The organism is Halosimplex halobium, assembly GCF_051414055.1.
In the GTDB taxonomy this organism is placed as follows: domain Archaea; phylum Halobacteriota; class Halobacteria; order Halobacteriales; family Haloarculaceae; genus Halosimplex; species Halosimplex halobium.
This window is the reverse complement of the sequence record NZ_JBLKNX010000025.1, coordinates 1-24,764: the sequence shown is the minus strand read 5'-3', so window position 1 is coordinate 24,764 and position 24,764 is coordinate 1. Positions and strand designations below refer to the sequence as shown.

Annotated in this window: 26 protein-coding genes; 9 read left to right on the top strand and 17 right to left on the bottom strand. The window is 69.1% G+C overall.

From position 1 onward, the window contains the following. Nucleotides 1-311: 311 nt before the first annotated feature. Nucleotides 312-1,001 (bottom strand): MBL fold metallo-hydrolase, encoded by a 690-nt coding sequence (locus tag ACMGFG_RS21760; protein ID WP_436932397.1) that lies wholly within the window; start codon nucleotides 999-1,001, stop codon nucleotides 312-314. Between the two features lie 142 nt (nucleotides 1,002-1,143). Here ACMGFG_RS21760 and ACMGFG_RS21755 point away from each other — a divergent pair, with 142 nt between their 5' ends. After that, nucleotides 1,144-2,082, top strand: coding sequence for a hypothetical protein (locus tag ACMGFG_RS21755; protein WP_436932396.1), 939 nt, complete (start codon nucleotides 1,144-1,146; stop codon nucleotides 2,080-2,082). Nucleotides 2,083-2,151: 69 nt separating this feature from the next. Here ACMGFG_RS21755 and ACMGFG_RS21750 read toward each other — a convergent pair whose 3' ends face one another. Beyond that, nucleotides 2,152-3,834 carry a tRNA uridine(34) 5-carboxymethylaminomethyl modification radical SAM/GNAT enzyme Elp3 gene (locus ACMGFG_RS21750; protein WP_436932395.1) on the bottom strand — a complete coding sequence of 561 codons (1,683 nt, stop codon included), beginning with the start codon at nucleotides 3,832-3,834 and terminating at the stop codon, nucleotides 2,152-2,154. 127 nt (nucleotides 3,835-3,961) lie between these two features. Between ACMGFG_RS21750 and ACMGFG_RS21745 the strand changes: the two genes are divergently transcribed. Together ACMGFG_RS21745 and ACMGFG_RS21740 are read left to right on the top strand one after the other, a co-directional pair. Then, nucleotides 3,962-4,096 carry a hypothetical protein gene (locus ACMGFG_RS21745; RefSeq protein WP_436932394.1) on the top strand — a complete coding sequence of 45 codons (135 nt, stop codon included), beginning with the start codon at nucleotides 3,962-3,964 and terminating at the stop codon, nucleotides 4,094-4,096. Between the two features lie 84 nt (nucleotides 4,097-4,180). After that, the gene (locus ACMGFG_RS21740) at nucleotides 4,181-4,567 is read left to right on the top strand and encodes a cupin domain-containing protein (protein WP_436932393.1); all 387 of its coding nucleotides are present in this window, start codon (nucleotides 4,181-4,183) and stop codon (nucleotides 4,565-4,567) included. A gap of 70 nt (nucleotides 4,568-4,637) precedes the next feature. Here ACMGFG_RS21740 and ACMGFG_RS21735 read toward each other — a convergent pair whose 3' ends face one another. The 9 genes from ACMGFG_RS21735 to ACMGFG_RS21695 form a co-directional block, all read right to left on the bottom strand. Next, nucleotides 4,638-5,219, bottom strand: a complete 582-nt coding sequence (locus ACMGFG_RS21735; protein ID WP_436932392.1) for a hypothetical protein — start codon at nucleotides 5,217-5,219, stop codon at nucleotides 4,638-4,640. A 248-nt stretch (nucleotides 5,220-5,467) separates the two neighbouring features. Further along, nucleotides 5,468-5,674: a hypothetical protein gene (locus ACMGFG_RS21730; RefSeq protein WP_436932391.1), complete on the bottom strand. Its 207-nt coding sequence runs from the start codon at nucleotides 5,672-5,674 to the stop codon at nucleotides 5,468-5,470. Between the two features lie 41 nt (nucleotides 5,675-5,715). Continuing rightward, on the bottom strand, nucleotides 5,716-6,264 hold the full coding sequence (locus ACMGFG_RS21725; protein WP_436932390.1) for a hypothetical protein: 549 nt from the start codon (nucleotides 6,262-6,264) through the stop codon (nucleotides 5,716-5,718). 2 nt (nucleotides 6,265-6,266) lie between these two features. Continuing rightward, nucleotides 6,267-6,827 carry a hypothetical protein gene (locus ACMGFG_RS21720; protein ID WP_436932389.1) on the bottom strand — a complete coding sequence of 187 codons (561 nt, stop codon included), beginning with the start codon at nucleotides 6,825-6,827 and terminating at the stop codon, nucleotides 6,267-6,269. Between the two features lie 293 nt (nucleotides 6,828-7,120). After that, entirely contained in the window at nucleotides 7,121-7,666 is a 546-nt protein-coding gene (locus tag ACMGFG_RS21715; protein WP_436932388.1) for a cupin domain-containing protein, read from the bottom strand. A gap of 39 nt (nucleotides 7,667-7,705) precedes the next feature. Further along, nucleotides 7,706-9,943: an OB-fold nucleic acid binding domain-containing protein gene (locus ACMGFG_RS21710; RefSeq protein WP_436932387.1), complete on the bottom strand. Its 2,238-nt coding sequence runs from the start codon at nucleotides 9,941-9,943 to the stop codon at nucleotides 7,706-7,708. A gap of 134 nt (nucleotides 9,944-10,077) precedes the next feature. Further along, nucleotides 10,078-10,341: a hypothetical protein gene (locus tag ACMGFG_RS21705; protein ID WP_436932386.1), complete on the bottom strand. Its 264-nt coding sequence runs from the start codon at nucleotides 10,339-10,341 to the stop codon at nucleotides 10,078-10,080. Between the two features lie 107 nt (nucleotides 10,342-10,448). After that, nucleotides 10,449-11,069, bottom strand: coding sequence for a YIP1 family protein (locus ACMGFG_RS21700; RefSeq protein ID WP_436932385.1), 621 nt, complete (start codon nucleotides 11,067-11,069; stop codon nucleotides 10,449-10,451). Nucleotides 11,070-11,570: 501 nt separating this feature from the next. Beyond that, a complete protein-coding gene (locus tag ACMGFG_RS21695) occupies nucleotides 11,571-12,296 on the bottom strand; it encodes a GNAT family N-acetyltransferase (RefSeq protein ID WP_436932384.1) in 726 nt (241 codons plus the stop codon). Nucleotides 12,297-12,684: 388 nt separating this feature from the next. Between ACMGFG_RS21695 and ACMGFG_RS21690 the strand changes: the two genes are divergently transcribed. Further along, on the top strand, nucleotides 12,685-13,392 hold the full coding sequence (locus ACMGFG_RS21690; RefSeq protein WP_436932383.1) for an HD domain-containing protein: 708 nt from the start codon (nucleotides 12,685-12,687) through the stop codon (nucleotides 13,390-13,392). A 102-nt stretch (nucleotides 13,393-13,494) separates the two neighbouring features. On the opposite strand, the gene ACMGFG_RS21685 is transcribed toward ACMGFG_RS21690, so the two are convergent. Then, nucleotides 13,495-14,199, bottom strand: a complete 705-nt coding sequence (locus tag ACMGFG_RS21685) for a LysE family translocator (protein ID WP_436932382.1) — start codon at nucleotides 14,197-14,199, stop codon at nucleotides 13,495-13,497. A gap of 68 nt (nucleotides 14,200-14,267) precedes the next feature. Further along, nucleotides 14,268-15,005, bottom strand: coding sequence for a proteasome assembly chaperone family protein (locus tag ACMGFG_RS21680; protein WP_436932381.1), 738 nt, complete (start codon nucleotides 15,003-15,005; stop codon nucleotides 14,268-14,270). Nucleotides 15,006-15,159: 154 nt separating this feature from the next. Here ACMGFG_RS21680 and ACMGFG_RS21675 point away from each other — a divergent pair, with 154 nt between their 5' ends. Together ACMGFG_RS21675 and ACMGFG_RS21670 are read left to right on the top strand one after the other, a co-directional pair. Then, the gene (locus tag ACMGFG_RS21675) at nucleotides 15,160-16,098 is read left to right on the top strand and encodes an RsmB/NOP family class I SAM-dependent RNA methyltransferase (RefSeq protein WP_436932380.1); all 939 of its coding nucleotides are present in this window, start codon (nucleotides 15,160-15,162) and stop codon (nucleotides 16,096-16,098) included. Then, on the top strand, nucleotides 16,095-16,646 hold the full coding sequence (locus tag ACMGFG_RS21670) for a DUF7122 family protein (RefSeq protein WP_436932379.1): 552 nt from the start codon (nucleotides 16,095-16,097) through the stop codon (nucleotides 16,644-16,646). Before ACMGFG_RS21675 ends, ACMGFG_RS21670 begins: the two co-directional genes overlap by 4 nt. A 474-nt stretch (nucleotides 16,647-17,120) precedes the next feature. Here ACMGFG_RS21670 and ACMGFG_RS21665 read toward each other — a convergent pair whose 3' ends face one another. Further along, complete coding sequence (locus tag ACMGFG_RS21665) at nucleotides 17,121-18,626, bottom strand: DUF790 family protein (RefSeq protein WP_436932378.1); 1,506 nt, start codon at nucleotides 18,624-18,626, stop codon at nucleotides 17,121-17,123. Between the two features lie 122 nt (nucleotides 18,627-18,748). On the opposite strand from ACMGFG_RS21665, the gene ACMGFG_RS21660 reads away from it, so the two are divergent. After that, complete coding sequence (locus ACMGFG_RS21660) at nucleotides 18,749-19,408, top strand: hypothetical protein (RefSeq protein WP_436932377.1); 660 nt, start codon at nucleotides 18,749-18,751, stop codon at nucleotides 19,406-19,408. Between the two features lie 4 nt (nucleotides 19,409-19,412). Here the strand turns inward: ACMGFG_RS21660 and ACMGFG_RS21655 are convergent, their stop codons facing one another. The 3 genes from ACMGFG_RS21655 to ACMGFG_RS21645 all read right to left on the bottom strand — a co-directional run bounded on the left by ACMGFG_RS21655 (nucleotide 19,413) and on the right by ACMGFG_RS21645 (nucleotide 21,854). Further along, complete coding sequence (locus ACMGFG_RS21655; RefSeq protein ID WP_436932376.1) at nucleotides 19,413-19,883, bottom strand: toxin-antitoxin system TumE family protein; 471 nt, start codon at nucleotides 19,881-19,883, stop codon at nucleotides 19,413-19,415. Next, nucleotides 19,880-20,434, bottom strand: a complete 555-nt coding sequence (locus ACMGFG_RS21650; protein WP_436932375.1) for a DUF7342 family protein — start codon at nucleotides 20,432-20,434, stop codon at nucleotides 19,880-19,882. The genes ACMGFG_RS21655 and ACMGFG_RS21650 overlap by 4 nt, the downstream gene beginning before the upstream one ends. A gap of 79 nt (nucleotides 20,435-20,513) precedes the next feature. After that, nucleotides 20,514-21,854, bottom strand: a complete 1,341-nt coding sequence (locus ACMGFG_RS21645) for a DEAD/DEAH box helicase family protein (protein ID WP_436932374.1) — start codon at nucleotides 21,852-21,854, stop codon at nucleotides 20,514-20,516. 222 nt (nucleotides 21,855-22,076) lie between these two features. Here ACMGFG_RS21645 and ACMGFG_RS21640 point away from each other — a divergent pair, with 222 nt between their 5' ends. Together ACMGFG_RS21640 and dnaK are read left to right on the top strand one after the other, a co-directional pair. After that, nucleotides 22,077-22,769 (top strand): nucleotide exchange factor GrpE, encoded by a 693-nt coding sequence (locus tag ACMGFG_RS21640; protein ID WP_436932373.1) that lies wholly within the window; start codon nucleotides 22,077-22,079, stop codon nucleotides 22,767-22,769. Between the two features lie 201 nt (nucleotides 22,770-22,970). After that, a partial coding sequence (gene dnaK / locus ACMGFG_RS21635) for a molecular chaperone DnaK (RefSeq protein WP_436932372.1) occupies nucleotides 22,971-24,764 on the top strand: 1,794 nt, incomplete at its 3' end.

Here is a 24,764-nt window from a genome sequence, read left to right as displayed (position 1 = left end):
GCCGAAAGCGCGGATATCCCGCTTGGTTCGAGAGAGCGAAGCTCTCTCGTCACTGAGCGAATCGAAGATTCGCGAGGTCTGCGAGAGCTGTGCTCTCGCCCGATCCCGAAAATCTTCGATTTTCGGAGACAGCGACCGCGAGCGCGCCGAGGGCTTTCATCGCCTGTTGTCGACTGCGATGCTGACTCCAGCTAGCGAGCGCGCCGAGGGCTTTCAGCGCCTGCTGTCAGTTGTAGTCGCGGTCACTCGGGCCCATCCGGGCCGACTACCCGAGACACCACGTCACGAACTACTGGAATCGGTACCCAGTCCTACAATCGGGCGGCACACTCCAGCAGCGCCCGTCGGCCGTCCGAGACGAGCGGCGTGCCGTGGCCCATCGCGGCGACCTCGAACGGCGGGACGCGCTCGCTCAACTCGCGGATGCTCTCGGTCAGCGCCCGCATGTCGTAGGAGTCGAGCCAGAACGGCGGGGTGAGCCGGCCGTCGTCCTCCCAGAGGAGGTCCCCCAGGAAGGCGGCCCCGGAGTCGTGGACGAAGACGGTGTGGCCGGGGTTGTGCCCCGGGGTGTGGTAGGCGGTGAACCGGCCGATCTGCTCGCCGTCCTCGACGGCGCGGATATCCATGTGGTCCGGCAGCGGGTAGAGCCGCCGCGCGACCCGGTGAAAGAGGCCCTTGTGGTGGAGCAGTTTCGGGTCGCTCTCGCCGCTGCCGAGCGCGAGGTCGTCGGCGCCGATGTAGACGGGGCCGTCGAACGCGCCGTCGAGCGCCCGCAGGCCGCCGGTGTGGTCGATGTCGTAGTGGGTGAGGAACACGCGGTCGATGTCGCCGACCTCGTAGCCGATCTCGCTCAGCTCCGAGCCGAGCGAGGGCCGATTCCAGGGCAGGCCGGGGTCGACGAGGGTGACCGTCCCGTCGTCGACGAGGTAGCCGTTGGTCGCGAACGGCGGCACCAGCCCGATGTCGAGCAGCCAGACCCCGTCCGCGAGTTCAGTCGGCATCTCTGTCTGTGGTAGTCGAGCGAGCGGGAAAACGGTACTGGCCGCGCCCGGTTTCGGGACCCGTCGCGGGGTCGCGGACCGAGAGTCAAATCCGGGTTTGGGCCTACACAAGACATTCATGTCGCATCGACGACTCTCCGATATGAGACGCAGGACTGTCCTCGCCCTCGGGCTCGTCGCCCTCCTCGCGGGACTGAGCGGGTGCTCGGCGGCGGGGTCGATCTCGCTCACCCCCGTCGACGACCGCGCGCTCGCCGAGGAGGCGAGCCGTCCCGTCCCCGCCGACGCGCCGCCGGACGCCGACGAGAGCGTGGTGCGACGAGCGATCGAGAACGGGACCGCCACGGCGGTCGGTGACTACCCGCCGGTCGAGGAGCAACTGCCCTTCCGTCACGACGGGCGGTTCTACGCCGTCGACTACGCCGAGAACGGGACCGCGCCGGGGTACGACGTCGGGATCCGGATCGACTTCAACGCCTCGTCGGTCGACGGGACGGTCGTCGACTACGACGAGTTGCCGGCCGTCGACAGGGAGACCCTGGAGTTCGTGCTCACCCAGGAGCCGCCCGACGAGGAGCGCCTCGAGCCGGGGTACGACTTCGGCGTCGGTGCCATCTACACCGAGAGCGACGCCGAGTCGTCGGTGCTGGCCCCGACACAGGAGTACGACGCGGTCAGATACGAGGGGGAGGTCTACCCGATCGACGTACAGACCGAACGGGAGACGCTGACCGTCTACCGCTACGAGGCCGAACTGGTCGCCGAGAGCTACGAGGCCTACGCCGAGTCGCTCCGGGCCCGTCACGAGTTCGAGCTCTCGGACCTGTCCGACGCCGAGCGGACGGTCGTCGAGGACGCGCTGAACGGCACCAACTACATCGAGGACAGCGACAACGAGGCGTTCGACTCGCTGGTCGACCGGTTCCGCGCACACGAACCCGTCGAGGAGACCGACTACGGCGGCTCCTACGTCGTGCGCTACGACGGCCGGCTCTACTGGGCCGAAGTCGACTACGGGAGCTACGTGACCGACGATGGTGGTCCGACCCGACCTGAGGAGACGCCGCCGCCGGAACCGTGACCGGCGACGCACTCGCGCGATCCTCCGGGGAAAACGGCTGAGTGCTCGCCGTGCGCTCGCTCCGGCCGTTCACAGCCGCTTGCTGACGTACGGACCGTCCTGGCGGTAGCCGAGCTTCTCGCGGTAGTACTGCCGGACGCCGATGCCCGAGAGGACGGCCAGCTTGCCGTAGCCCGCGTCGGCGGCCAGCCGCTCGGCCTCGCGGAGGAGTCGCCTGCCGTACCCCTGATGCTGGTGACTCCCGTCGCCGTCGCCCGCCGACTTGCCGACGCCGACCTCGCTCCCGTAGACGTGGAGTTCGCGGACCACGGCGGCGCCCTGCAGCTCGCGGCGCACGGGGTCGTTCGGGAACCGCAGCCGGCAGAACCCGACGAGGACCCCCTTCTCGCGGTCCTCGAAGCTGATGAAGTGCTCGCGGCCGCCCGCGACCTCGTAGACATCGGTGTCGAGGGTGACCTCCTCGGGCTCCTCGTCGTGGTGGCCGACCTCCCGACAGCGGATGCAGTCGCAGGTCCAGCCGTGTTTCTCCATCCGCTGGCGGGCGAGCTGCCGCAGATTCGATTTCCAGACGCCGCCCTCGATGAAGTCCGCGGGGATGTCCCGCTGGACGCGCTGGAGGCGCGTGTACTCGGGGATCATCGACTTGATCTCCGCGACGAGTTCGGCGGCCTCGTCGTTGTCCAGCGGCTCGAACTCGTCTTTCCGCCACCAGTCGTAGGTGACCGTCCCCTCGACGACGAGGGTGGGGTAGATCTTCAGGAAGTCCGGCCGCCAGTCGGTGTTCTCGAAGATGCGCCGGAAATCTTCGAGGCACATCTCCTTGCTCATCCCGGGCTGGCCGGGCATCATGTGGAAGCCGACCTTGAACCCCGAGTCCCGGAGCCGGCGGTTGGCGTCGATGGAGGCCTGGACGCCGTGGCCACGGTGCATCTCGCGGTTGATCCGCTCGAAGGTGGTCTGGACGCCGACCTCGACCTTCGTCGCCCCGAGGTCGAGCATCCGGTCGATCTGCTCGGGGTCGCACCAGTCGGGCTTGGTCTCGAAGGTGGTCGCCACGTTGCGCACGTCGGCGGTCTCGTTCTCGGCGATCACGTCTTCGAGGTAACTGAACTCGTACTCCTCGGGTGCCTGCGCGAAGCTCTCGTCCTCGGCGGGCTCCGGGTTCCCGCTCGGGTCGTACTCGTTCATCGCCTCGAGCGCGCGCTTGACGAACCACTCCTGGTAGTCGTGGCTCCGGGCGGTCATCGTCCCGCCCATCAGGATCAACTCTACTTTGTCGACGGGGTGGCCGATCTGCCGGAGCTGTTCGAGCCGCAGGCGCACCTGCCCGTAGGGGTCGTAGTCGTTCTGGACCCCGCGGGCGGCCGCGGGCTCGTGACCGGTGTACGATTGTGCCGACGAGAACTCCGAATCCGGACCGCCGGGACAGTAGAGGCACTTCCCGTGCGGGCACCGATGGGGTGAGGTCATGATCGCCACCGGCGAGACGCCCGAGGCGGTCCGGACGGGCTTGCGCTGGAGGACCTCCTCCAGTTCCTCGCGGCGGTCGTCGGGGCCGAAGTCGATGAGGTCGGAGTTGCGAGGTACCTTCGGCGAGGAGTACTTCCCGCAGACCTCCTTTTTCGCCTGCTCGACATCGTCCTTCTCGATCTCGCCCGCGAGGATCCGGTCGACGAGCTCCCGGCAGGCCTGCAGGAAGGCCTCGGGCTCGTCGGGCTCGGACTCGCTCGCGTCCGGCGTCTCGGTGCTCATCGCGTTGTCATGGATCGTCGCCTGGCGCGAATAAGCGTGTCGCTCGCCCGAGAGCGGGCCGGCGACCCGTGCGGTCGCCGCACACATCGACGGTACTTTCTTGCCCGGTGAGTCCTCTGGTCCGACCATGACCGCCACAGCCGACGCGAGCGAGTCGGACGAAGGGCCGAGCAGACCGAAGTTCCGCGGCTGCGTCTTCTGTTACTCGGCCGAGTGGGCCTACTACGGCGCGAAGAAGGGGATCCGCGCGGTCCGCGACTGACTCGCGGCCGCTCTCCGGACGCCGACGACGCGGCCGAACCCGTTCGGCCCAGCGGCCTTTCGGTGCGGCGTCGACGTTCTAGCCATGCCAGCGACGGACTTCGACGCCGAACGGGAGTACGACGACGACCAGTTCTCCGCGCAGGGAGTCTTCAAGAGCGACCACCTGAAGGCGGTCTGTGGCTACTTCGAGCCCGGGCAGTTCATCCCGGTCCACGCGCCCGACAGCGACGTGGTCGTCCACGTCCGCGAGGGGACGGGCGTCGTCCGCGAGGGCGACACCGACCACGAGGTCGCGCCCGGCGACGTGGTGGCCGTCCCCGCCGGCGTCGACCGCGGCGTGAGAGCAGACGATGACAGTCGACTGGAAGCGTTGCTCGTGACCGCGCCGCCGCCGACCGACGCCGAGCACGAGCCCGTCCGCGAGGGGCTGCGCCGCGGCGTGTTCGACCCGCACGGCGGCGACGACTGAGCTGAACTATCGCGAGGCCGGCCGTCCGCCTTACCCGCGTGGACCGGGCTCCAGTCGGGACCGCGAGCGGTCAGCCGTCCCCGCCGTCATCTGATGTCGACGCCGTCCCGACCGAACAGGCCATCGACGTGGTGAACGTCCCGTACTCGACCGGTTCCGACTCGGGGACCCGGACGGTCGTCCGCGAGTCGTTGCAGTCGACGTAGTTCGCCGCGATGTCGAACCCGTACCACGTCCCGCCCTTCACGTGGACGGCCACCTCGTAGTCGACGCGCTCGGTCAGCTCGAACAGCAGGTACGCGCCGGGTTCCAGCTGTGGCGTCGGCGAGACGGCGATGTCGGCCGCCGGCGCCGACACCTCGACGGTTACCGGCCGCACCGGGCCGTCCCGCCAGACGACGAGTTCGTGCGCCTGCGCGCCGCTGGGCGGCCCGTCGCCGAGGCGGTACGTCTCGTCCGGCGACTCCGCCTCGGGGTCAGACTGTGGGACGCGCTGCTCGGCCGGTTCGACGGTTCGCGTCCGCGCATCGGTCGCGGGCGTCGGATCTGATTCCATTCCGTCATCCGGCGATCCGTCGGCGTCTCGACCGGCCAGGCCGAGACAGCCCGCCGATCCGAACGCCAGGGCGGCCACGAAGGCGCGTCGTCGCATGTTCGGCTCGTCGTCCCCCACAAAAAAACGGCTTCCGTACGTTCAAACGCCCCTTTTCGCCACTAACCCGGTCGTGTTGCTGTTCGCTTCTCAGATGGAAGCGCCATCCGAAGGCGGTTAGTGAACTGATTCGGAATTTCGAGCGTCGTTCATCACCGAGATCCCTGATCCGGGCGGTGACCGTGCGTCCGCATCGACTTCCTCGCCGGTACGGAGATGGCGAACGAGCAAGGCAGAGTTAGAAATCCTCACTCGGTCGTTCCATCGTTCGAGTTCTGATCCACGCGCGGGTGCCTGATGTTGTGGACGGTGACTATCGCCATCCCAAGCAGAGCTAAGAGTATCCATCCAGTCGTCGTGCCGTACTGGACCTCAAAGTCGTACGTCGTGATGATGGCGGTGGTGAGGACCAACGCGATACCGAATAGTTCGAATCCCGTGAATACAATCTTCATACGTTATTTGGGGCGCTATGTCAGTTAGTGTTTTGTGATAGTTATGGGAGAAGGCTCAAGCCACTACTGATCAGGTCATCAGCGACTTCCTCAGCGCTTGCAGCCGCATCGCCTAATGCATCGGCCACCTCATCTCCGGTACTGACTGTATAGTCGTATATGTCTTCACCGTACTCTTCGGCAGTCTGCTGCATATCGTCTGCTAACTGTTCGATATCATCTGAAATTGCCTCCTCACAATCAACCATCATTATTGCGGCCTGAGTAGTGTTCGCAACCACTTCCGACTCGGGGATGTAGATGTATATCTTCGGGTCCCCACATGGAACATTGCTCTCAATAGCGTCTTGAGCGGCACAAGCGACGATCGGACCAGCACAGACACTGAGGATGGCCAAGGATCCGCCGGGTCCTGCCCCGTACCCTAATATACTCACCGTGGCACAACCGACCGCCGCTGCGCCGTCCTCGATATCGTCGGAGCTGTCGACCTGTTCTTCAACCCAATCCTTGAAGTCATGGACCTCGTCACAGAGTTCACTTGCCCTGACTGTGTGAACACGCTCGTATCCATCGAGTTCCGGCGGCATGCTCACGCACCTCCTCCAACGACAGGGATCTTGTGCTGGGTGAGTGTCTCGTCAGCTCCGGAGTTGTCTCCCACTTTACAATCAGATTCGTGGATCATCACCGAGTTCCCCTCGTGGTGGCAGACACTGCGAACGACGAGGGTGCCGTTCTGTTTCTTCGCGTATAAGACTGCATTATGTTCTTTGTTGTCTGCTTCGCCAGTGTAGTCACAGACCGTCTTGAATACCTCGTACTCCTCATCGGACGCCTCCAGTATTACTCTCGCAGAAATAACTTTTTCACCGAGACCAGGCCAGAAGTCCCTATCTTGCAACTCCTGGCGAACCGTTTTGAACGCGCTCGAAGACATCACTTCGCCACGGAGTTCTCCCGCCTCTTTCTCCGAGAGTCGTTCCGTCTCGTAGCTGTCGTCGTCCCGAGCGGCTACGCTTCCAGAGGCTTGCGAGAGGCCTACGCCCAGCACCGCGCTACTACCGACCGCCTGTAGGACCTGTCGCCGGCTCGACTCGGAATGATCAGTGTCGCTGTCCGTCGATCGGCTGCTTGTCTCTTCGTTGCTCATTGCGAGCCAACTACTACTGTTGAGGGATTGCCATTAGTAATAATGATATCTAAAAAAAAAAACTATTTCACATAACGTTTGTTCTTATGAATATATTGACTATCGATCGAGTGGTGAATTACCGGTAAATAGCTTCATCCAGACACCCCGACGAGCGCCGAATCGACACGAAGACGAGTCTGTAAATTCCGGGTTGGCAGTTCAATAGCGGCCGAATACAGAGTGTGAACGAAGCGAAAATCTCTTCGAGATCGACGACAGCGGTGGCCGACCCGGAGTTAGTGCGGAACTTTCTACTCCGCCCAGTACTCCGCTTCGGCACCCAGATCGACGGTCTTCGAGATGTAGCGGTCGTCGTAGTTGCCGGGCGCACCTCCAGCAAAGAGCATTGCCGCGTCGCGATCGACGAGAACGGACAGGTCCGGCTCGTTCATCGTCGAGATCACCAGAAACCGCGCCGTCTCGCTGCCCCGCGCTTCGACCTCGTGGGCGTGGTCCGGCCCGCTCGGCAGCGCCGCGTAGTCGCCCGGTTCGAGGACGTGTTCACTCACCTCGCCGTCGTCCCCGTCCGCGCCGCGCTCCAGATACAGCGTCAGTTCGCCGCCGAGCACGTAGACCGCTTCCTCGTTGCCGGCGTGGTAGTGGCGCGGCCACGTCCGCTTGCCCGGTTCGAGCTCGTAGAGGCTCGTTCCCAACTCCTCACCGCCGGCCGCGACGCCGAGTCGCTTCCGGCGAAACCGGCGGCCGCCGTGGTCGTACTCGTCCCAGTCGAGGTCGGATTCGGAGACGACGGGCGTACCGTCGCGCTCGTCGTCTCCGGTCGCCTGGCCGTCGCTCATGCGTGAGCGAACGGCGAGGTGGGGCAAAAAGGTCAGTCGTCAGGCGACTTCGTCGGCGACGACGTCGATGACGGTGTCGAGCACCGCCGAGCGCTCGCCGGCGATGTATTCGAGTTTGCCGTCGCGGGCGGACGTGGCGGTGAGGCCGGCGTTGGGCACCCACTCGCGGGCGCGGTCGGCAACGTCGCGCACGTCGATGGGGTGGTCGCTGCGGATGTGGAGTTCGTCGTCGGAGACGCCGATGACCGCGGCCACGTCGTCGCGGTGGCGGCGGTGCAGCTCGTCCAGCAGCAGCGTCGTCGGCGGGAACTCGTAGCGGTGGGTGAAGGCGTCGGTATCGAGCACCGCGATGTCGGTCCCCTCGACGGTCTGGGTGTCGAGGTTGGCCTCCGCGGTCTCGATCTCCGCGTCGAGTTTCTCGCGGAACTGCTCGCTGACGTGGCCGGCGAGCCCGCCGGGGCCGTCGCCCTCGCCAAAGAGGAGGTCCGTGATGAGTTCGCGCTTGTCCTCGTAGGACTGGTAGTACGCCTCCAGCGCGACGGCCTCGCGGACCTCGCGGACGGCCGCCTCGTCGTAGCCCGCCGCGTCCGCGGCCTCGGTGTAGGCCTCGGGGGTGTCCTCCCAGTAGCTCACTGCCGGGAGGTGCTGCAGGTCCTCGCGCACGCCGTCGTTGACGTGGGCGGCGACGTTGGCGGCCAGCGTCGCGGCCGTCGTCTGCGGCGCGTCGGTTCCCTCGGGGGCGACGGCGGCGTCGACGGCCGCCTCGACCTCGGGGTCGACCGCCACGTCGTCGACCAGCGCGCGGCCGGCGCCGTAGAGGTCGAGCAACTCGAAGCCGTCGAGCGACTCGCTGGTGGCGCCGGCGGCGACGAAGACGAACAGCGGGAGCTTCTCGTCGTGGCGCTCGCGCGCTTCGAGCATCCGCGTCGCGTCCTTCGTCGCGTCGTCCATGTCGTAGACGCCCTCCTCCAGCGGCCGGCGGTCGAAGTAGTGGTAGACCGCGTCGTGCTGGTCGTGCTGGTCGCGGACGAGCGGGAGCGTCGCCCGCTCCAGGGCGACGCCGCCCACGTAGCCGTCGGCGGTCGCCGCGTGGCGGACCACGACGGGCCGCTCCTCGAGGACCGCGCGTCGGACCGCGGTCGCGACCTCGCGCACGTCCTCGCTCAGCGCCTCGACCGTCTCGTCGGCGGCGATGGGGTCGACCGCGTCGGGCTCGGCCTGCGCGGTGAGCGCGTCGGCCAGCCGGTCGGCGACCGTCTCGCGCTCCTCGCCCTCGAGTTGCACCAGCGCCTCGGTCTCGACCTGGAGCTCGCCGCGCCGCTCGCGGACCTCGCCGTCCAGGCGGACCACGTCGTCGGTGTCGATCTCGGGGTAGGCGCGGACGCCCGCCTCCTTGAACGCGGCGCACTCCACGCTGTCTGTCTCGTCGCGGACCTCGAAGACCGTCGGCCCGCTCGTCTGGCGCGCGCTCTCGACGACGCCCTCCAGTCGAACGGTCTCGCCGACCCGGTCGTCGAGCGTCTCGACGGCGACGTGCGCCGGCTCCGCGTCCGCGTCCGATTCAGCGTCCGGCTCTTCCTCGGTGACAGCAGTCGCGCTGCCCCCGCTGGCGGCCGCGGCGCCGCCGTCGCCAGAGCCGGCCCCGGCGTCGCTGTCGGTCGCCGTCGCCGGGGTCTCTGTCGCGGCCGCGTCGGCGGTCGTCGCCGCATCGGCGGTCGCCGTTTCGTCGGCCGCGTCGTCGTGCTCGTCGCCGGGGGTCGTCGTCTCCGACTCCGAGTCGTCGCCGCGGGTCGTCACGTCGGTGTCGTCGGACCCGCCTCCGTCGCCGTCGGTGTCGGACGCGTCGGCAGCCGAACCGTCGTCGGCTGCCGCGTCCTCATTTCCCGACTCGTCCTCTTTGAGATACGGTGCGCCCTGCTCGGGGTCGTCGACGAGGGTGCCGCGGAACTCGTTTTCGGCCTGGCGGATCGACCAGCCCAGGTCCACGTTCCCGTTGTCACGCACCTGCTTGACCTGCACGAAGACGGTGTCGCCGGACTCCCAGTCGAGGCTCTCGAGCCGCTGGTCGAGCTCGCTGCGGTGGAGCAGTCCGGTGACGCTGTCGCCGATGTCGACGAACACGCCGAACTCGGCGTAGCCGTCGACGGTCCCGCGGTAGTAGCGGTCGACCGTCAGCTGGTCGGGCTGGTTCCCGCGGAACTCGAAGACGACGTCTTCCTCGTGGAGGTCGCAGATGCGACCGTCGACAGACTTCCCGCAGATGATACACGAACCCATTGGCAGGTAGAAATGCCCCGGGCCTAAAACGGTTGTCGAAACGCGTCCGTCGCCCGCCCGCTCCACCCGACGCCCGCTCGAGGCCCGATACTCGCAGTGTCAGGCGCGAACGCCGGTGGATCTCCTCTCGACACTCACTCGAAGACCGGACTGTCGTCCTCGAGCGCCTCGATCCCGCGGGCGACCTCCGCGGCCGCCTCCGGGAACAGCGCGACCTCGACCTCGTTGCCGTCCTCGTCCGCGAAGGCGAGCTTGACGCGCTTGTCGCCGAACTCCCGCACCTCGACGCCCTCCACGTCGTACAGTTTCGCCGTCGCCGACGAGTTCGACGGGCCGACGTGCTTGACCGCGCCGTCCTTGAGTTCGAACGCGAACTCCTCGAAGTCCAGCGTGAGCATACCGGCGATCCGACCGGCGTGCGCTTAAACGGCCGTGGTCGTCGCGGGCGCGGCACCGCGTGCGGTCACCGACCGGATCCCGAGCGCGTCGGCCGGGCACGGAGCCGTCACCCGAGGACCCCGAGCGCGTCGGCCCACGTCAGGCCGGTCAGTTCCGACAGCGCGGCGAACCCGCGGAAGCCGTAGCCGAAGACGAGCGCCGCCGGGACGGCCGTCAGCGCAGCGGCCTTCGGCAGTGAAACGCTGTGTACGTCGCTCACGCCGACGGCGAGCAGGACGCTCGCGTACGCGGTCGCGGCCACGCGGACGCCCGGGTAGGGGAGGCCGGCGAACACGCACGGGGCCGCGGCGTAGGCGATGACCTGGACCGTCTCGCTGACGCCAGCGCGGTCCGGCGCCGCCGCGATGAGGATCAGCGTCTGGAGCGCGGCGGTCAGGTGCAGTGCCGCCGGCGCGACGAGCACGACCGCCAGCGCCAGGAAGAGCACCGTCGAGAGGGTTGGCCGTCCACTCAGGACCGGGTAGGCGGCTGCCCCCGTCGCGACGCGGGTCAGCTCCTCGACGAGGACGACCGCGCCGGCGAACACCAGCCCCGGCGCCTGGTCGCCCGGCGCCACGCCCGACCGGAAGAGCCGACGGGGTCTAATCAGCACCTCCGCCCACGCACGTGCGAGCGCGACCGCCCCCCTGTCGCGCCCGCCCGTCGGGTTCTCGACCCACTGTGTCACACCCGTGCGTAGGGAGTGGGCCGCAATCACGCTTGCCCATCTGTTCCGGGCGGCGGCTCCCCGCGCTGTCGTCTCCACACGTTCGGTAGGGACAGTAGCTGCCCCCGTGAGGGGTTGCGGTGCGGTCTGCCTGCGCTGTCGTCTCGGAATCGCAAGCGATTCCGAGGGCCGTCAGAGCTTGCTCTGACGTTGGCGCGCGTTCATACGCGCGACGTAGCCGCCCGATGTCTGCGGGCGACGCCCGGGTCGCCCGCATGGCCCGAGGGACCTGCGGTCCCTCGCTGACTGCGAGAGCTGTGCGCTCGCTCGACCTCGGACATCTTCGATTGCCGGCGATAGCGACCGCGAGCGAGGGCTTTCACCGCCTGCTGTCCCCTGCGGTAGACACAGCAGCTACCGAGCGCGCCGAAGACGTTCAGCGCGCACCGACCCCCGCGGTCGCTCTCGACCAACTGCCTTCCGCGCCGCGAGAGTCGTCGACCGGGCAACGGGCGCGGTCGGTCAGAGGTAGGCGGCGTCCCAGCGGGTGGGTTTGCGGGCGTTGCCGCAGTTGTCGCACTCGATGCGGCCCATCGCGTCCATCGCGTTGGCGAGGCGGTTGCAGTTGCTGCAGAAGTAGCCGTAGTGGTCGGCGCCGGCCTCGTCGCAGTAGACGGTGTAGAACTTCGCGGCGGAACCGTCGTCCCAGTCGGTCTCGTCGACGTAGACGGTCTCGCCGTCGGCGCTCTTGATGGGCTGGAGGCCGTCGTCGCCGGACTCGGCCCAGACGTTCTCGACGTGGTGGTCGCCGGCGATCTCCAGGTCGGCCTCGTCGACCCGCTCGAAGCCCTGGGCCTCGTAGAAGCCGTTGCCGTCGACGTTGTCGGCGAGCACGCGGCCGATCATGCGGTCGGCGCCGTCCGCCTCCAGCCGCTCGCGGGTGGCCTCGAACAGCGTCGACCCGACCCCCTCGCCCCGGTAGGCCGGGTCGACGTGGAGCCACAGCAGCGTCGCGTCCTCGCCCGACAGCTCGCTCTCGGCGAAGCCGACGACCTGCCCCTCCCGCTCGGCGACGAGCAGGTAGCGGTCGTCGTCGGTCGTCGTCTCGTCCAGCGCCGCCTCGTCGTACCACTCGGCGACTGCGCCAGTGATCGCCTCGGGACTCAGCGAGTACGACGCCTGTAGCGAGCGCCGCGCCACGTCCCGGATCGCCGGTCGGTCCCCCCGCTCCGCGGTTCGTACGTTCATACGTCACATGTTGCCACGCACCACGATAAAACCACGCCACGCCGCGGATCGGATTCCGACCCGCGAACCGATCGTCCCGGACGGTGGACACGCGTCGAGATCGCGACCCGTGTTCGGGAACGCGATCGGGGTCGGGGACCGACGGGTCCGGCAGGCGGTCTACCGACGGGTCCGCCGCCCGGTCCACCGGGACACGGATCCGAGCGAGGCCGGGAGACGATGAGTGGATCCGTTCGCAGTAGTGCGGTTTCGGATGGTCGGTGAACGCCTGTCGGGGGCGTTCGGCGGTGTCGAATCCGGCGGGCCACGGGTGTCGTAACGCCTAAGAGTCGAACGCGCCTTTCTATTCGTAAGATGACTGACGCACGTATCTACCGGAGGTGGTTCCGTGGGCGTCGAAATTAGGGAGTCGCCCGTCTCCGCCGAGGAGTTCGCGGAGATGCAGGACTTCGTCCACGACTACCTGGCCGCCAGCGTCGAGAGCGAGGACGACGGCGGCCGCATGCGGTGGTACCCGTGGCACTCCGCGGAGTACCGGTTCAACCACATCCTCAACGTGGTCGAACTCGCCGAGGAGATCGCGGAGGCCGAAGGTGCCAACGTGGACGTGACCCGCGTGGCGGCGCTGTTCCACGACATCGCGAAGCTGGAGGTCGACCAGGACCTCCACGCCGAAGAGGGGGCCCGCATCGCCCGCGAGTACCTCACCAGCCACGGCGACTACCCCGCCTCGTTCGTCGACGAGGTCTGCGCCGCCGTCCGCGACCACTCCTACCAGGGCGAGTTGACCGACCTGCCGCTGGAGACGCAGTGTCTCATCGAAGCCGACCTGCTCGACAAGGTCGGCGCCAACGGCACCGCCCTCATGCTGTTGCGGATGGGCTACGAGTCCCGCACGCACGTCGACGCCGCCGAGATGGTCGGGCGCGTGCTCGAACGCGGCACCGACGCCCGCGAGCGGATCCGGAGCGACACCGCCGAGAGCATCTGCCACCGCCGGCTCAAGCGCGTCAAGTGGTTCAAGGAGTGGCTCGAGGCCGAGGTCGCCGACGTCGAACCCGAGGACCTCCCGGGTCACCCCCACGGCGGGGAGTGACCGGCGCCGCGAACCAGCCCGCGACGCCGACCGACCCGCGACGCGGCCGTCCGGGCGCCGATGAGCGTCCGGAGGCGGCGAGGGAGTCGAACCGTGGCCGTCTCACAGGCCGACCAGCGTCCGCGCCGCCGTCCAGCAGAAGGCGACGCCGAAGCCCGCGAGCACCAGCGCCGAGGCGACCGCGGCGGCGGGCGCGAACGCGTCGACCCGGCGGCCGACGCCCACCAGCGTCGCCGGGAACCCGGTGATCCAGACGACGATGCCCCCGAACAGCCCGGCCAGCAGCGCCGGGCTCCCCGTCCGGACGACGAGTGTGCCCGCCAGGTCCGGGCCGACGACCGGCAGATAGGAGAGCACGTCGACTGTGCCCGGTTCGAGCAGGCCGACGCCGACGGTCAGCCAGAACAGTATCTGGTAGGGGTTGGTCAGCGCGAGCACGAACGCCTTCGTGAACCCCCGGGCGTCGGCGTCGTCGCTGTCGGGACCGGGCTCCCCCGAGAGGAAGTCCGCGCGGGCGTCGGCCACCGCGCCGGCGGCGAAGTACAGCATCAGCAGGCCGCCGACGCCGACCATCACCGCCCGGAGAGTCCGGGCGCCCTCCAGGAAGGCGACGACGCCCGCCAGCGAGAGGACGAAGAAGACGAAGTCGGCGGTCATCGCGCCCAGCCCGGCGGTGAAGCCGGCCAGCCACCCGCGGAGGACGCTCTCCTCGGCGATGACGGCGTTCATCGGCCCCGGCGGCGCCGCCAGTGCGAGGCCGAAGACGACGCCCACGGCGAACGTGCCCGCGGCGGTCGCGAGGCTCATCGCCCGTCGATACCGGCCGAACCGCGAAAAAGCCGTCGCGTTCGCGCTGTCGTCGGCTCGCGGGGCGACTACTGATACATGCCCATCGGCTGGGCCTTCGAGCTCTCCTCCTGGGCCTCCTGCATCCGTTTGGCGAGGTTCTCGCGGGCCTGGCTGATCTCCTCGGCCTGTTCGACGAGGTGTTCGGTGTCCACGTCGACGCCCGCGATGGGGCCGACGCCGTCGAGGAGGAGGACCCGCGCGGCCTCGGGGTCCGGGAAGTTCCGGTTGGCCTCGACGACGAGTCCGAGCGCGTCCAGGTCGCCCCGGTTGGCCTCGTACAGCAGCGCGCCGGTGGGGCCGCTGATGACCCCGCTCTCGGCGGGCGGCGAGATGTCGTGCTCCTCGAGCAGGTCGGTCGCGTCGCCACTGGCGACGCCGTAGAGGCCCGGAACGCCCTCCTTCTCGGCGGGGAGGCCCGAGACGTACAGCGCCGTCGCGTCGCGCTCGGCGAGCCAGCCGGTCAGGCAGGCCGCGAAGTCGTCGGCGACGTTCGGCGAGACGGGCACGTCGCTCTGGAGCGCAAGCAGGTCGCGCTGTTCGTCGGCGTAGACCCGGACCGGCGGGTCGTAGGTCGGGTCGTCCTCGCCGAAGACGGCGACCTCCGGCAACCCCTCGCAGTGCAGCGAGGCGTAGTGAGTCATGTCGAGCGCGTCGACCAGATGGTCCGCGGCGATCTTGCCGACGAGGCCGACGCCGGGCAGCCCCTCGACCAGCGTCGGCGCGTCCAGTTCGATGTCCGCGCGGCGTACCTGAACCTCTGCCATACCGGCTACCCCGGCGGCCAGCGGCTTAAAACCGACCGGGGACGGCCGAGTGACTGCGACGCGGCGGTCGGTCGACCGCGGGGACGAGGGCGGTCGGCGCCGTCCCGGCCCGGAGCCGAGAGGGTTAACACGGGCGGCGGACAACGGGGAGTCGATGGACGTACTGGAGCGCTACGAGCCGCTCGTCGACGATTTCGACGCCTTCCGGGCGGCCTGCGAGCGCCCGCTCCCGTCGGTCGTCCGCGTCAACACGCTGAAGACGACCGTCGAGCGGGCCAGCGACGCCCTCGCGGAGGTCGACATCGCCCACGAACCCGTCGGGTGGCACGACGGCCTGTTCGCCCTCCCCGACGACCAGCCCGGGACCAACTGGCCGTACGTGCTCGGCTGGATCCACGGCCAGGAGGAGGTCTCGGCCGTCCCCGCCGAGGTGCTCGATCCGGAGCCCGGCGAGCGCGTGTGGGACGCCTGCGCCGCGCCCGGCAGCAAGACCACGCAACTCGCCGCGCTGATGGACGACCGTGGCCTGCTGGTCGCCACCGACAACAACCTCGGCCGGATCTCCGCGCTGCGGTCGAACGCCGAACGCGCCGGCGTCACGAACGTCGCCGTCACCCACGAAGACGCCCGTAACCACTCGCTGAAGCCCTTCCGCGCCTCGGATTCCGACGAGGGCGAGGAGGGCGCGCCCTACGACCGCGCGCTGGTCGACGTGCCGTGTTCCTGCGAGGGGACCATCCGCAAGAACCCCGACGCGCTCGACGACTGGGAACTCGACCACGTCGAGGGCATCTCGGGCGTCCAGAAGGGCGTGCTCCGCCGGGCGGTCCAGACGACTCGCGAAGGCGGCACCGTCGTCTACTCCACCTGCACGTTCGCCCCCGAGGAGAACGAGGCCGTCCTCGACCACGCCCTGGCCGAGGAGTCGTGTGAGCTCGTCGAGTTCGACCTGCCCCTCGAATCGACCCCCGGCGTCACCGAGTGGCAGGGCGAGCAGTTCGACGAGTCGGTCCGGAAGGCCAGACGCATCTATCCCCACCACAACGACACCGGCGGCTTCTTCTGCGCGAAACTGGAGGTGACCGCCGAATGAGCGACGAGGACGGCCGGTCGGACGACGAGCGGGACGGCGACGCGCACGCCGAGAACGACGGGACGCAGTTCGACCGCCTGCCCGCGACCGCCGACGAGCGGGTCGTCGAGGGGCGGCCGACCCGCGAGGAGGTTCTGGAGTGGTGGGACCAGCGGTTCGGGGTCCCGCCGGAGACGTTCGACGGCCACACCTTCTGGGAGCGCGGCTCCGGCAAGGTCTGGGCGTTCGCCGACGACGTGGCCTCGCCCGCCGCGATCGAGGGGCTCGGGCTCGCATTCCTGCGGACGCGCCGCGAGCACTGGAAGCCGACCCTGGAGGCGGTCCAGCGGTTCGGCGGTGAGGCGGACGACTGCGTGATTCACCTCTCGCGCGAGGAGGCCGCGGCGTTCGTCGCCGGCGAGGACCAGGAACTCGACTGGGACGGCGACTGGGGCTACCTGATCGTCGCGACCGACGTTGCGGGGGAGCCTGAGCCCGTCGGCGTCGGCCTCTACGTCCACGGCGAACTCCGCTCGCAGGTTCCGAAGGGCCGTCGTCGGGAGCTTTGAGACGAGTGGACGTGATTTCGGATGTCTGGGTGTTGGTAGTCCCCGGATCGTTCGCTGAGTCGCTCCCGCACTCGATGGTGAGCGCTGAAAGCCCTCGGCCCGCTCGCTAGCAGGAGACGCTACCGCAGGGGACAGCAGGCCATGAAAGCCCTCGGCCCGCTCGCGGTCGCTGAGCGACATACCCTCGCTACGCTCGGGTAGGGGTCGCTCAGGCGACTATCGGCGCGAGCGCGCCTCGCCCTTTCAGTCCACCAGGGACTGCACGACACCGCAACCGCCCCGCACAGCACCGCAGACAGCCACAGACCTCCCCAGCCGATTGCGCTGTCTGCGGGCGACCCGAGCGTCGCCCGCATGGCCCGAGGGACCTCCGGTCCCTCGCTGCTCGCAAGCTGCGCTGCTCATCCCTCGCGCGGCTCCGGTCGCGCGCATGAAAGCGCGCTCCAGCGCGCGCCGACCGCATCGCAACTGCACTCACTCGGCGCGCTCGCGCACAGTCCCGCCGCCCAGGCCCTCCCACTCGACGCGGTAGCCCAGCGCCGACAGCGCGGCGCTGGCGTCGTCGACCCCGTACTCGTCGAGGACCGCTTCGGCGTCGCTCAGGGCCATCCCCGCCTCGATCCGGTCGCCGAGTTCGTCCAGCACCGCGGGCCTGACGAGCGTCCGCCCGACGCGCTCGTGGTCGGGGAAGGCCTTGTCCTCGACGGCGTCCTCGCTGACGCCGTGGTCGGCGGCCAGCGACTCGATGGTCACCACGTCCGCGTCGGGCCGGAGTTCGTCGGGGAGCGCGGCGGCGTGCTCGGCGACGAGGTCCTCCTCGTAGCGCCGGAGCGCGTCGCGCACGTCCTTGACGCGGACCGTCCCCGAGTAGGGGATCGCGCGGTGGTCGCGGGCCTCGATGTCCTCGCCGGCACCCAGGTCCTCGTCGACAGCCACCAGAAGCTCTACGTCGTCGATAGCCGCCAGCTGCGAGAGCTTCTTCTCGACGTACTCGGGCGTCCAGAACCCCATGATCTCGAAGAAGACGCGGAAGTCGGCGTGGCGGTAGTCGAACGCGAAGTCGGGGATGGCGACGCTCGCGCCGGCTTCGAGCGGTTCGGGCTCGCGGACGAGGTCCCAGTCCAGATCCAGCGACTCGAAGCGGGTCGCGAAGTCGGCCTCGACCCCGCTGTCGTAGCTCACCTCGGTCACGGGCTCGACACCGGGGACGGACACGTCCGCGTCCGTCAGGGTCATCTCCCGCTCGGTCCCGCGGTCGTCGATGGTCGCCTCCAGGTGCCACTCGTCGGCTTTCGCGACGGTGCGCAGCAGGCGTGCGAAGCGGGTGCCGTAGCGGCGGGTCGCCCGGAAGAGGGCGTCCGGCCCGGTGACGACCACTTCGCGGCCGGCGTCGGTCTTCCGGACCTCGTACATCAGCCGGAGGCGCTTGACCGCCGAGACGAGCGCCTTCGGGTCGGACGAGCGCACGCGGACCTCCGTCGCGTCGAACAGCGCGGTCTGGGCCAGCGAGAGGTTGTACTGGGCGACCAGTTCCCCGGGGTCCCAGCGCGGGTCGACCTCGACGAGGACCTGTCGGTCGTCCAGGTCGGCGTACAGCGAGTCGGCCACGTCGTCGGGGTCGGCGTCGAGGCGGTCGGCGGCCTGCTCCAGCGCCCGCTCGCGCTCGTCGGCGGTGACGACCCCTACGGACTCGCTGGCGGCGAAGGCGGCCTCGCGAGCGCGGCGGGGTTCGACGGCCGCGCGGACCTCGAAGCGGGCCTCCCGCTCCAGGAGCTTGGCGAACCCGCGGACGAGCTTGAAGTCGTCAGCCTCGCGTTCGAGGTCGGTCAGCGCGTCGTCGAGTTCCGAGCGGGCGCGGTCGACGTGGCCCTGGTAGACGCCGAGGACGCGGGCCGCGAGGTCCCGCCGGTCGTCGCCGGCGAACTGCGGGTGGAAGCCGCCGCCGGCCCGCGAGACGCGCAGCAGGTCCTTCGTCAGCACACCCGCGACTCGGCCGGCGACCGATATAAGCGCGGCGGGCCGTCGCGGCCGCGGGCCGCAGGGGTCCGGACCCCACCGTCCGGACGGGAAGATTCTTACCGGACCGCACCCGGGTGGGTCGTATGCAACGACGGACGGTCCTGCGCGGGCTGGCCGCCCTCGCGACGGGGGCGGGCGCGGGCTGTACGGCCAACCGGGAGGTGCCGGCGACGGCTCCCGAACCGCCGGAGGGGGTCGCCACGCCCGAGGACGACGGGTTCGGCGACGGGTCGGGCGGCGACGGAAACGGGGACGGCGACGCGGAACCGACCCCGGAGCGCCAGCGGTTCGTCGTCCCGGCGCGGGCGTTCCGGTCCGACGAGGACGGCGACCTGCTGGTCGAACTGACCGTCCGGAACCGCGGCGAAGTCGCCCACGAGGCGGTGCTGACAGTTCGAGTCGAGGCCGGCGACAGGACGTTCACGCCGTCCCGCCACGTCGCCCTCGAACCAGGGGCCACCGGCCAGTTCGCCTTCCACTTCCCGGTCGCCGAGGGGCAGTTGACGGGCTTCTCCGTCTCGTTCGAGCCCGGACCGCCCGAGACGCCGATCCCCGAGGGGACGGTGACGCCGTATCCCGGCGACGCGACGCCGACGGACAGCCAAACACCGTTCGCAACCGAAACCGGGTCGGCCGCTTCCTCGACCGGCTCCGAGCCCACGGCGACCGGGACGCCGACGGGGACGGACGCCCCCGGCACGAATAGTGAGTCGTCCGGTTCGTCGACCGATTCGAGCGAATAGGGGTTCACAGGCGGTCAGTCAGCCGATCCAGCACGGTCCAGAGGACTCGCGGGGGCGTGTCCGCCTGGAACGACACGGACTCGTACTCGTAGGAGTCTTCGGGCGACGCGCGCTCCTGATAGTGTAGTTTCCCCTCGACGTGGGGGTTCGGTTCGCGGTGCCAGCCGCAGTCGAACCCGGTATCCTCGCTGTAGTGAAACGCGTACTCCGGTTCGTCGGGTTCCGGCCACCACGTGACGCGGAGCGTCGCCTCGTTAGCGTCGACGCCGAGTATCGCCGTGTCGAGCGTCGCGCGGAGTTCGCGGTATCTCCGGTCGGGGGTGCCGGTGGCCCGCGCTACTGCCGGGTGGCGTTCGAGCTCCCGTCGCAGTTCCCGGAGGATGCGATGCCGTTTCCGTCCGAGGTCGTCCGGGTTCCCGCCGTCGGGAACGACCGTCGTATCCCCACGAGAGAGCGAGTCCGACGGGCTCGTCATACCGTCGCCGTGCGCGTGTCGCTGTACTCGTCGTACCGCGAGAGCGCGTCTTCGACCAGGGAGAGGCGATACGCCGAGAGTTCCCAGTCGCTCGCGACACGGCGCCGGTCCAGCGCCTCGTCGGCGGACGTGCCCTCGGCTGCCGCCGTGGCCCGGAGTTCGTCCGGCGAGGCCACGTCGTACTCGTCCCGCCACGACTCGATGTCGGCCTTGATGTCCGCGGCGAGTTCGGCGAGTCCGTCGCGGTCGTGTTCGGCGACGAGTTCGCGCAGGTCGCGGGTGCGGACGTACACCGGGTCCGGATAGTACGTGACGGCACTGCCAGCGGTGTCCGTCGCGAGGACGTGGAGGTCTTCGAGGCGTTCCAGGTGTCGACGGGCGGTGTTCTCGGCGACGAGCGCCTCGTCCGCGATCCACGACGCCGAGCGGGGTTCCGACAGCGAGAGCGCGACCGAGTGAACGCGGTCGAACGCGCTCGTGTGTTCCTTCCAGTCGGCGTCGCCGGATACGTCGGCGGAGCCGTTCGCGTCGTCGCGCTCGGTCGGGACCATACTGGGCACTCGGCCCTGGCGACACATAATTGTATCCCTGGCTCAGATTATTGACCTGATGCGAGGTGCGGCCGGCCGTTTACCGCCGCCGTCGTGCGACCCGCTCTTCTGCCGTCTCCTCGGTGACGATCTCGTAGAGCAGCGCCCGCTCGCCCTCCGCTTTCGGGCGGAGGATCCGGCCGAGCCGCTGGGTGAACTCCCGCTCGCTACCGCTGCCCGAGAGGACGACCGCGACGTTTGCGTCGGGCACGTCGACCCCCTCGTCGAGAACGTTCGCCGTCACGACCCTGGAGTACTCACCCGATCGGAACCGCTCCAGAATCTCGCCGCGCTCGTCCGCGCCCGTCTCGTGGGTGATCGCGGGGATCAGGAACCGCTCGGAGAGGCGATACACGAGGTCGGTGTGGGCGGTGAAGACGATGACCCGGTCCTCGCGGTGTCGGTCGAGCAGCGATTCGAGCCGCTCGACCTTCGCGTCGGCGTTCATCATCACCTCGCGGGCGCGTTGCTTCGCGAGCAGCGCCTCGCGGGCGCGAGGATCGTTCCCCGAGCGCTTGACGAGTTCCTGGTAGTCGCTGCCGCTTCGCATCTGGATACCCGAGGAGGCGAGGTAGTCGGTGAACGTCTCCTGATGGCGCTCGTAGACCTCGCGTTCCTCGGGGGTCAACTCGACCTCCAGACGCTTGATGTCGTAGTCGGCGAGGTGGTCGCCGGCGAGTTCGTCGACGGCGACGCGGTGGACGAGCGGGCCGACCAGCTCCTCGACGACCTCGTGGGCGCCGTCCGGGCGCTCGAAGGTAGCCGTGAGGCCCATGCGGGCGGGCGCGGCGAGCAGGCGGGCGATGTCGCGGTAGCCCTCGCCGCCGAGGTGGTGGACCTCGTCGAAGACGACGAGGCCGAACCGGTCGCCGAGTTCGTCCGCCCGGAGGTACGCCGAGTCGTAGGTGGAGACGGTCAGATCGGCGAGTCGTTGCTCGCCGCCGCCCAGTTGCCCCACCTCGCAGTCGAACTCCCGTTCGAGCTCGCGGCGCCACTGTTCGAGCAGGTCGATGGTGGGGACGACGACGAGCGTCGGCGTCTCGACGGTTTCCATCGCGGCGATGCCGATGACGGTCTTGCCGCTGCCGGTCGGGAGTTCGAGCACGCCACGCCGGTCGGCGGCCGCCCAGTCGTCGAGGGCGTCGTGCTGGTACCCGCGGAGTTCGTAGGTCGAGGTCAGGTCGAGGTCCGGGAGGTCGAAGACGCGGTCGTCGTATTCGACGCCGCGCTCGTCCAGCGCGGCGAGGAGGTCGACGTAGCGGCCCGCGGGCGCCCGGCGGGTCTTCGAGCGGTCGTCGCGCTCGACGAACGCCAGGTCCGCGAGCGCGTCGCTGCCGGTGATCCGGACGGTGCCTTCCTCGTAGACGAGCCGGACGGTCACTGCCGAGAGGTACCCCTTCCCGGGAGTTAAGCGGTGCGGGCCGCGACCGGCCGGGTCGCGGCCCGTCGGACCGCAGTCGGCCGGGTCGCGGTCGGTCGGGCTGCGGTCGGGCGACCGTCGGTCGGCGGATCTCCGGTGGCCGGTCCCGCGACGGCGCGGTCGCGACCCCCGTCGTCGGTCGGATTCTCAACCCTTTTGTCGCCGCGGCGACTGCCTTCGGGTATGAGCGAGCAGGACGCGTCCGACCCCGCCGGGGCCGCAGCCGAGGAGCCAGACGCAGGCGACGGGGCCGTCGAACCCGACGAGGTCATCGACGCCGACGAGGAGGGCGACGCGACCGGCTCCGGGACGGCGGTCGACGGCGAGGTCGAAGCCGACGAGGAGCTGGTCGACCGGGTCGCCGAGTCCGACCCCGAGTCGATCGCCCGCGAACTGGCGGCGCTACGGACCCGGGTCGACGGCCTGGAGGAGCAGCTCGACGCGCGCGAGGAGGAGGTCGACGAGCTGACCGAGAAGCTCAAGCGCAAGCAGGCGGAGTTCCAGAACTACAAGAAGCGCATGGAGAAGCGCCGCGAGGAGGAGAAACAGCGCGCCACCGAGGACCTGGTCACTCGCTTGCTCGACGTGCGCGACAACCTCCAGCGCGCGCTCGAACAGGACGAGGACGCGGACATCCGCGGGGGCGTCGAGTCGACGCTGCGGTCGTTCGACGACGTGCTGGACCAGGAGAACGTCGAGGTCGTCGAACCCGACCCCGGCGAGGAGGTCGACCCCCACCGCCACGAGGTGCTGGTCCGCGTCGACTCCGACCAGCCGGAGGGCGCCATCGCGGAGGTCCACCGCCCCGGCTACGAGATGGCCGGCAAGGTGATCCGCGAGGCGCAGGTCACCGTCAGCGACGGGTCCGGCGAGTAGCGACTACCCGCGCGGCGACCCCTCACCTGTCTCTCGGCTGATTTTTCGGCGGTCTTTGGCTGGGATTGCGGTTGGATTTATAGGCAACGGTCGACCGCGGCGGTGCGGCCACAGATCGGCCGTCTGCGGGCGTCTGGATGGGGTCGCCGTCGGTCGCGTCTAGCAACTTTTAACCGGCACAATCGGGTATAGACGCGTAAGATGGCGAGCAACAAGATTCTCGGAATCGACCTCGGGACCACGAACAGCGCGTTCGCGGTCATGGAGGGGGGCGACCCCGAGATCATCGTCAACCAGGAGGGCGAGCGGACGACACCCTCGGTCGTCGCGTTCGACGACGGCGAGCGTCTCGTCGGCAAGCCCGCGAAGAACCAGGCGGTCAAGAACCCCGACCAGACGATCCAGTCCATCAAGCGCCACATGGGCGAGGACGACTACTCGGTGGAGCTGGACGGGGAGGAGTACACGCCCGAGCAGGTCTCGGCGATGATCCTCCAGAAGATCAAGCGGGACGCCGAGGAGTACCTCGGCGACGAGGTGGAGAAGGCCGTGATCACGGTCCCCGCCTACTTCAACGACCGCCAGCGCCAGGCCACCAAGGACGCCGGCGAGATCGCCGGCTTCGAGGTCGAGCGCATCGTCAACGAGCCGACCGCGGCCGCGATGGCCTACGGGCTCGACGACGAGTCCGACCAGACGGTCCTCGTCTACGACCTCGGCGGGGGGACCTTCGACGTCTCCATCCTCGATCTCGGCGGCGGCGTCTACGAGGTCGTCGCTACCAACGGTGACAACGATCTGGGCGGCGACGACTGGGACCACGCGATCATCGACTACCTCGCTGAGGAGTTCGAGGACGAGCACGGCATCGACCTGCGCGAGGACCGCCAGGCGCTCCAGCGGCTCACCGAGGCCGCCGAGGAGGCCAAGATCGAGCTCTCCAACCGCAAGGAGACCCGCATCGACCTGCCGTTCATCACCACCACGGACGACGGGCCCCTCGACCTGGAGGAGAAGCTGACGCGGGCGAAGTTCGAGTCGCTCACCGAGGACCTCATCGAGCGGACCGTCGGCCCGACGGAGCAGGCCCTCGAGGACGCGGGCTACGACGAGGGCGACATCGACGAGGTCATCCTCGTCGGCGGCTCCACGCGGATGCCGCAGGTCCAGGAGCGCGTCGAGGAGCTGACCGGCCAGGAGCCCAAGAAGAACGTCAACCCCGACGAGGCCGTCGCGCTGGGCGCGGCCATCCAGGGCGGCGTCCTCTCCGGCGACGTGGACGACATCGTCCTGCTCGACGTGACCCCGCTCTCGCTGGGCGTCGAGGTCAAGGGCGGCCTCTTCGAGCGGCTCATCGAGAAGAACACGACCATCCCCACCGAGGAGTCGAAGATCTTCACCACCGCGGCGGACAACCAGACGCAGGTCCAGATCCGCGTCTTCCAGGGCGAACGCGAGATCGCCGAGGAGAACGAACTGCTCGGCGAGTTCGCGCTGACCGGCATCCCGCCGGCCCCCGCGGGCACGCCGCAGATCGAGGTGTCGTTCAACATCGACGAGAACGGCATCGTCAACGTCTCCGCCGAGGACAAGGGCTCCGGTAACGAGGAGAACATCACCATCGAGGGCGGCGCCGGCCTCTCCGACGAGCAGATCGAGCAGATGCAGCAGGAGGCCGAGGAGCACGCCGAGGAGGACGAGCAGCGCCGCGAGCGCATCGAGGCCCGCAACGAGGCCGAGAGCACCATCCAGCGCGCCGAGACCCTGCTGGAGGAGAACGAGGACGAGGTCGACGACGAGCTCCGCGAGGAGATCGAGGCCGAGATCGACGAGGTCCAGGCAGTGCTCGAGGACGAGGACGCGGACACCGAGGACTACAAGGAGGCCACCGAGAGCCTCGCCGAGGCGCTCCAGGAGATCGGCAAGCAGATGTACCAGGAGCAGGCCGCCGAGGGTGCGGCCGGCGCGGGCGCCGCGGGCGGCGCGGCCGGCGCC

Coding starts and splice junctions, on each gene's coding strand:
- ACMGFG_RS21650 (WP_436932375.1), bottom strand. CDS start 20,434: ATGGTCCCGACCGAGCGCGACGACGCGAACGGCTCCGCCGACGTATCC.
- ACMGFG_RS21760 (WP_436932397.1), bottom strand. CDS start 1,001: ATGCCGACTGAACTCGCGGACGGGGTCTGGCTGCTCGACATCGGGCTG.
- ACMGFG_RS21680 (WP_436932381.1), bottom strand. CDS start 15,005: ATGGCAGAGGTTCAGGTACGCCGCGCGGACATCGAACTGGACGCGCCG.
- ACMGFG_RS21720 (WP_436932389.1), bottom strand. CDS start 6,827: ATGAGCAACGAAGAGACAAGCAGCCGATCGACGGACAGCGACACTGAT.
- ACMGFG_RS21735 (WP_436932392.1), bottom strand. CDS start 5,219: ATGCGACGACGCGCCTTCGTGGCCGCCCTGGCGTTCGGATCGGCGGGC.
- ACMGFG_RS21640 (WP_436932373.1), top strand. CDS start 22,077: ATGAGCGAGCAGGACGCGTCCGACCCCGCCGGGGCCGCAGCCGAGGAG.
- ACMGFG_RS21725 (WP_436932390.1), bottom strand. CDS start 6,264: ATGCCGCCGGAACTCGATGGATACGAGCGTGTTCACACAGTCAGGGCA.
- ACMGFG_RS21705 (WP_436932386.1), bottom strand. CDS start 10,341: ATGCTCACGCTGGACTTCGAGGAGTTCGCGTTCGAACTCAAGGACGGC.
- ACMGFG_RS21715 (WP_436932388.1), bottom strand. CDS start 7,666: ATGAGCGACGGCCAGGCGACCGGAGACGACGAGCGCGACGGTACGCCC.
- ACMGFG_RS21695 (WP_436932384.1), bottom strand. CDS start 12,296: ATGAACGTACGAACCGCGGAGCGGGGGGACCGACCGGCGATCCGGGAC.
- ACMGFG_RS21710 (WP_436932387.1), bottom strand. CDS start 9,943: ATGGGTTCGTGTATCATCTGCGGGAAGTCTGTCGACGGTCGCATCTGC.
- ACMGFG_RS21745 (WP_436932394.1), top strand. CDS start 3,962: ATGACCGCCACAGCCGACGCGAGCGAGTCGGACGAAGGGCCGAGCAGA.
- ACMGFG_RS21730 (WP_436932391.1), bottom strand. CDS start 5,674: ATGAAGATTGTATTCACGGGATTCGAACTATTCGGTATCGCGTTGGTC.
- ACMGFG_RS21750 (WP_436932395.1), bottom strand. CDS start 3,834: ATGAGCACCGAGACGCCGGACGCGAGCGAGTCCGAGCCCGACGAGCCC.
- ACMGFG_RS21685 (WP_436932382.1), bottom strand. CDS start 14,199: ATGAGCCTCGCGACCGCCGCGGGCACGTTCGCCGTGGGCGTCGTCTTC.
- ACMGFG_RS21655 (WP_436932376.1), bottom strand. CDS start 19,883: ATGACGAGCCCGTCGGACTCGCTCTCTCGTGGGGATACGACGGTCGTT.
- ACMGFG_RS21740 (WP_436932393.1), top strand. CDS start 4,181: ATGCCAGCGACGGACTTCGACGCCGAACGGGAGTACGACGACGACCAG.
- ACMGFG_RS21670 (WP_436932379.1), top strand. CDS start 16,095: ATGAGCGACGAGGACGGCCGGTCGGACGACGAGCGGGACGGCGACGCG.
- ACMGFG_RS21675 (WP_436932380.1), top strand. CDS start 15,160: ATGGACGTACTGGAGCGCTACGAGCCGCTCGTCGACGATTTCGACGCC.
- ACMGFG_RS21755 (WP_436932396.1), top strand. CDS start 1,144: ATGAGACGCAGGACTGTCCTCGCCCTCGGGCTCGTCGCCCTCCTCGCG.
- ACMGFG_RS21660 (WP_436932377.1), top strand. CDS start 18,749: ATGCAACGACGGACGGTCCTGCGCGGGCTGGCCGCCCTCGCGACGGGG.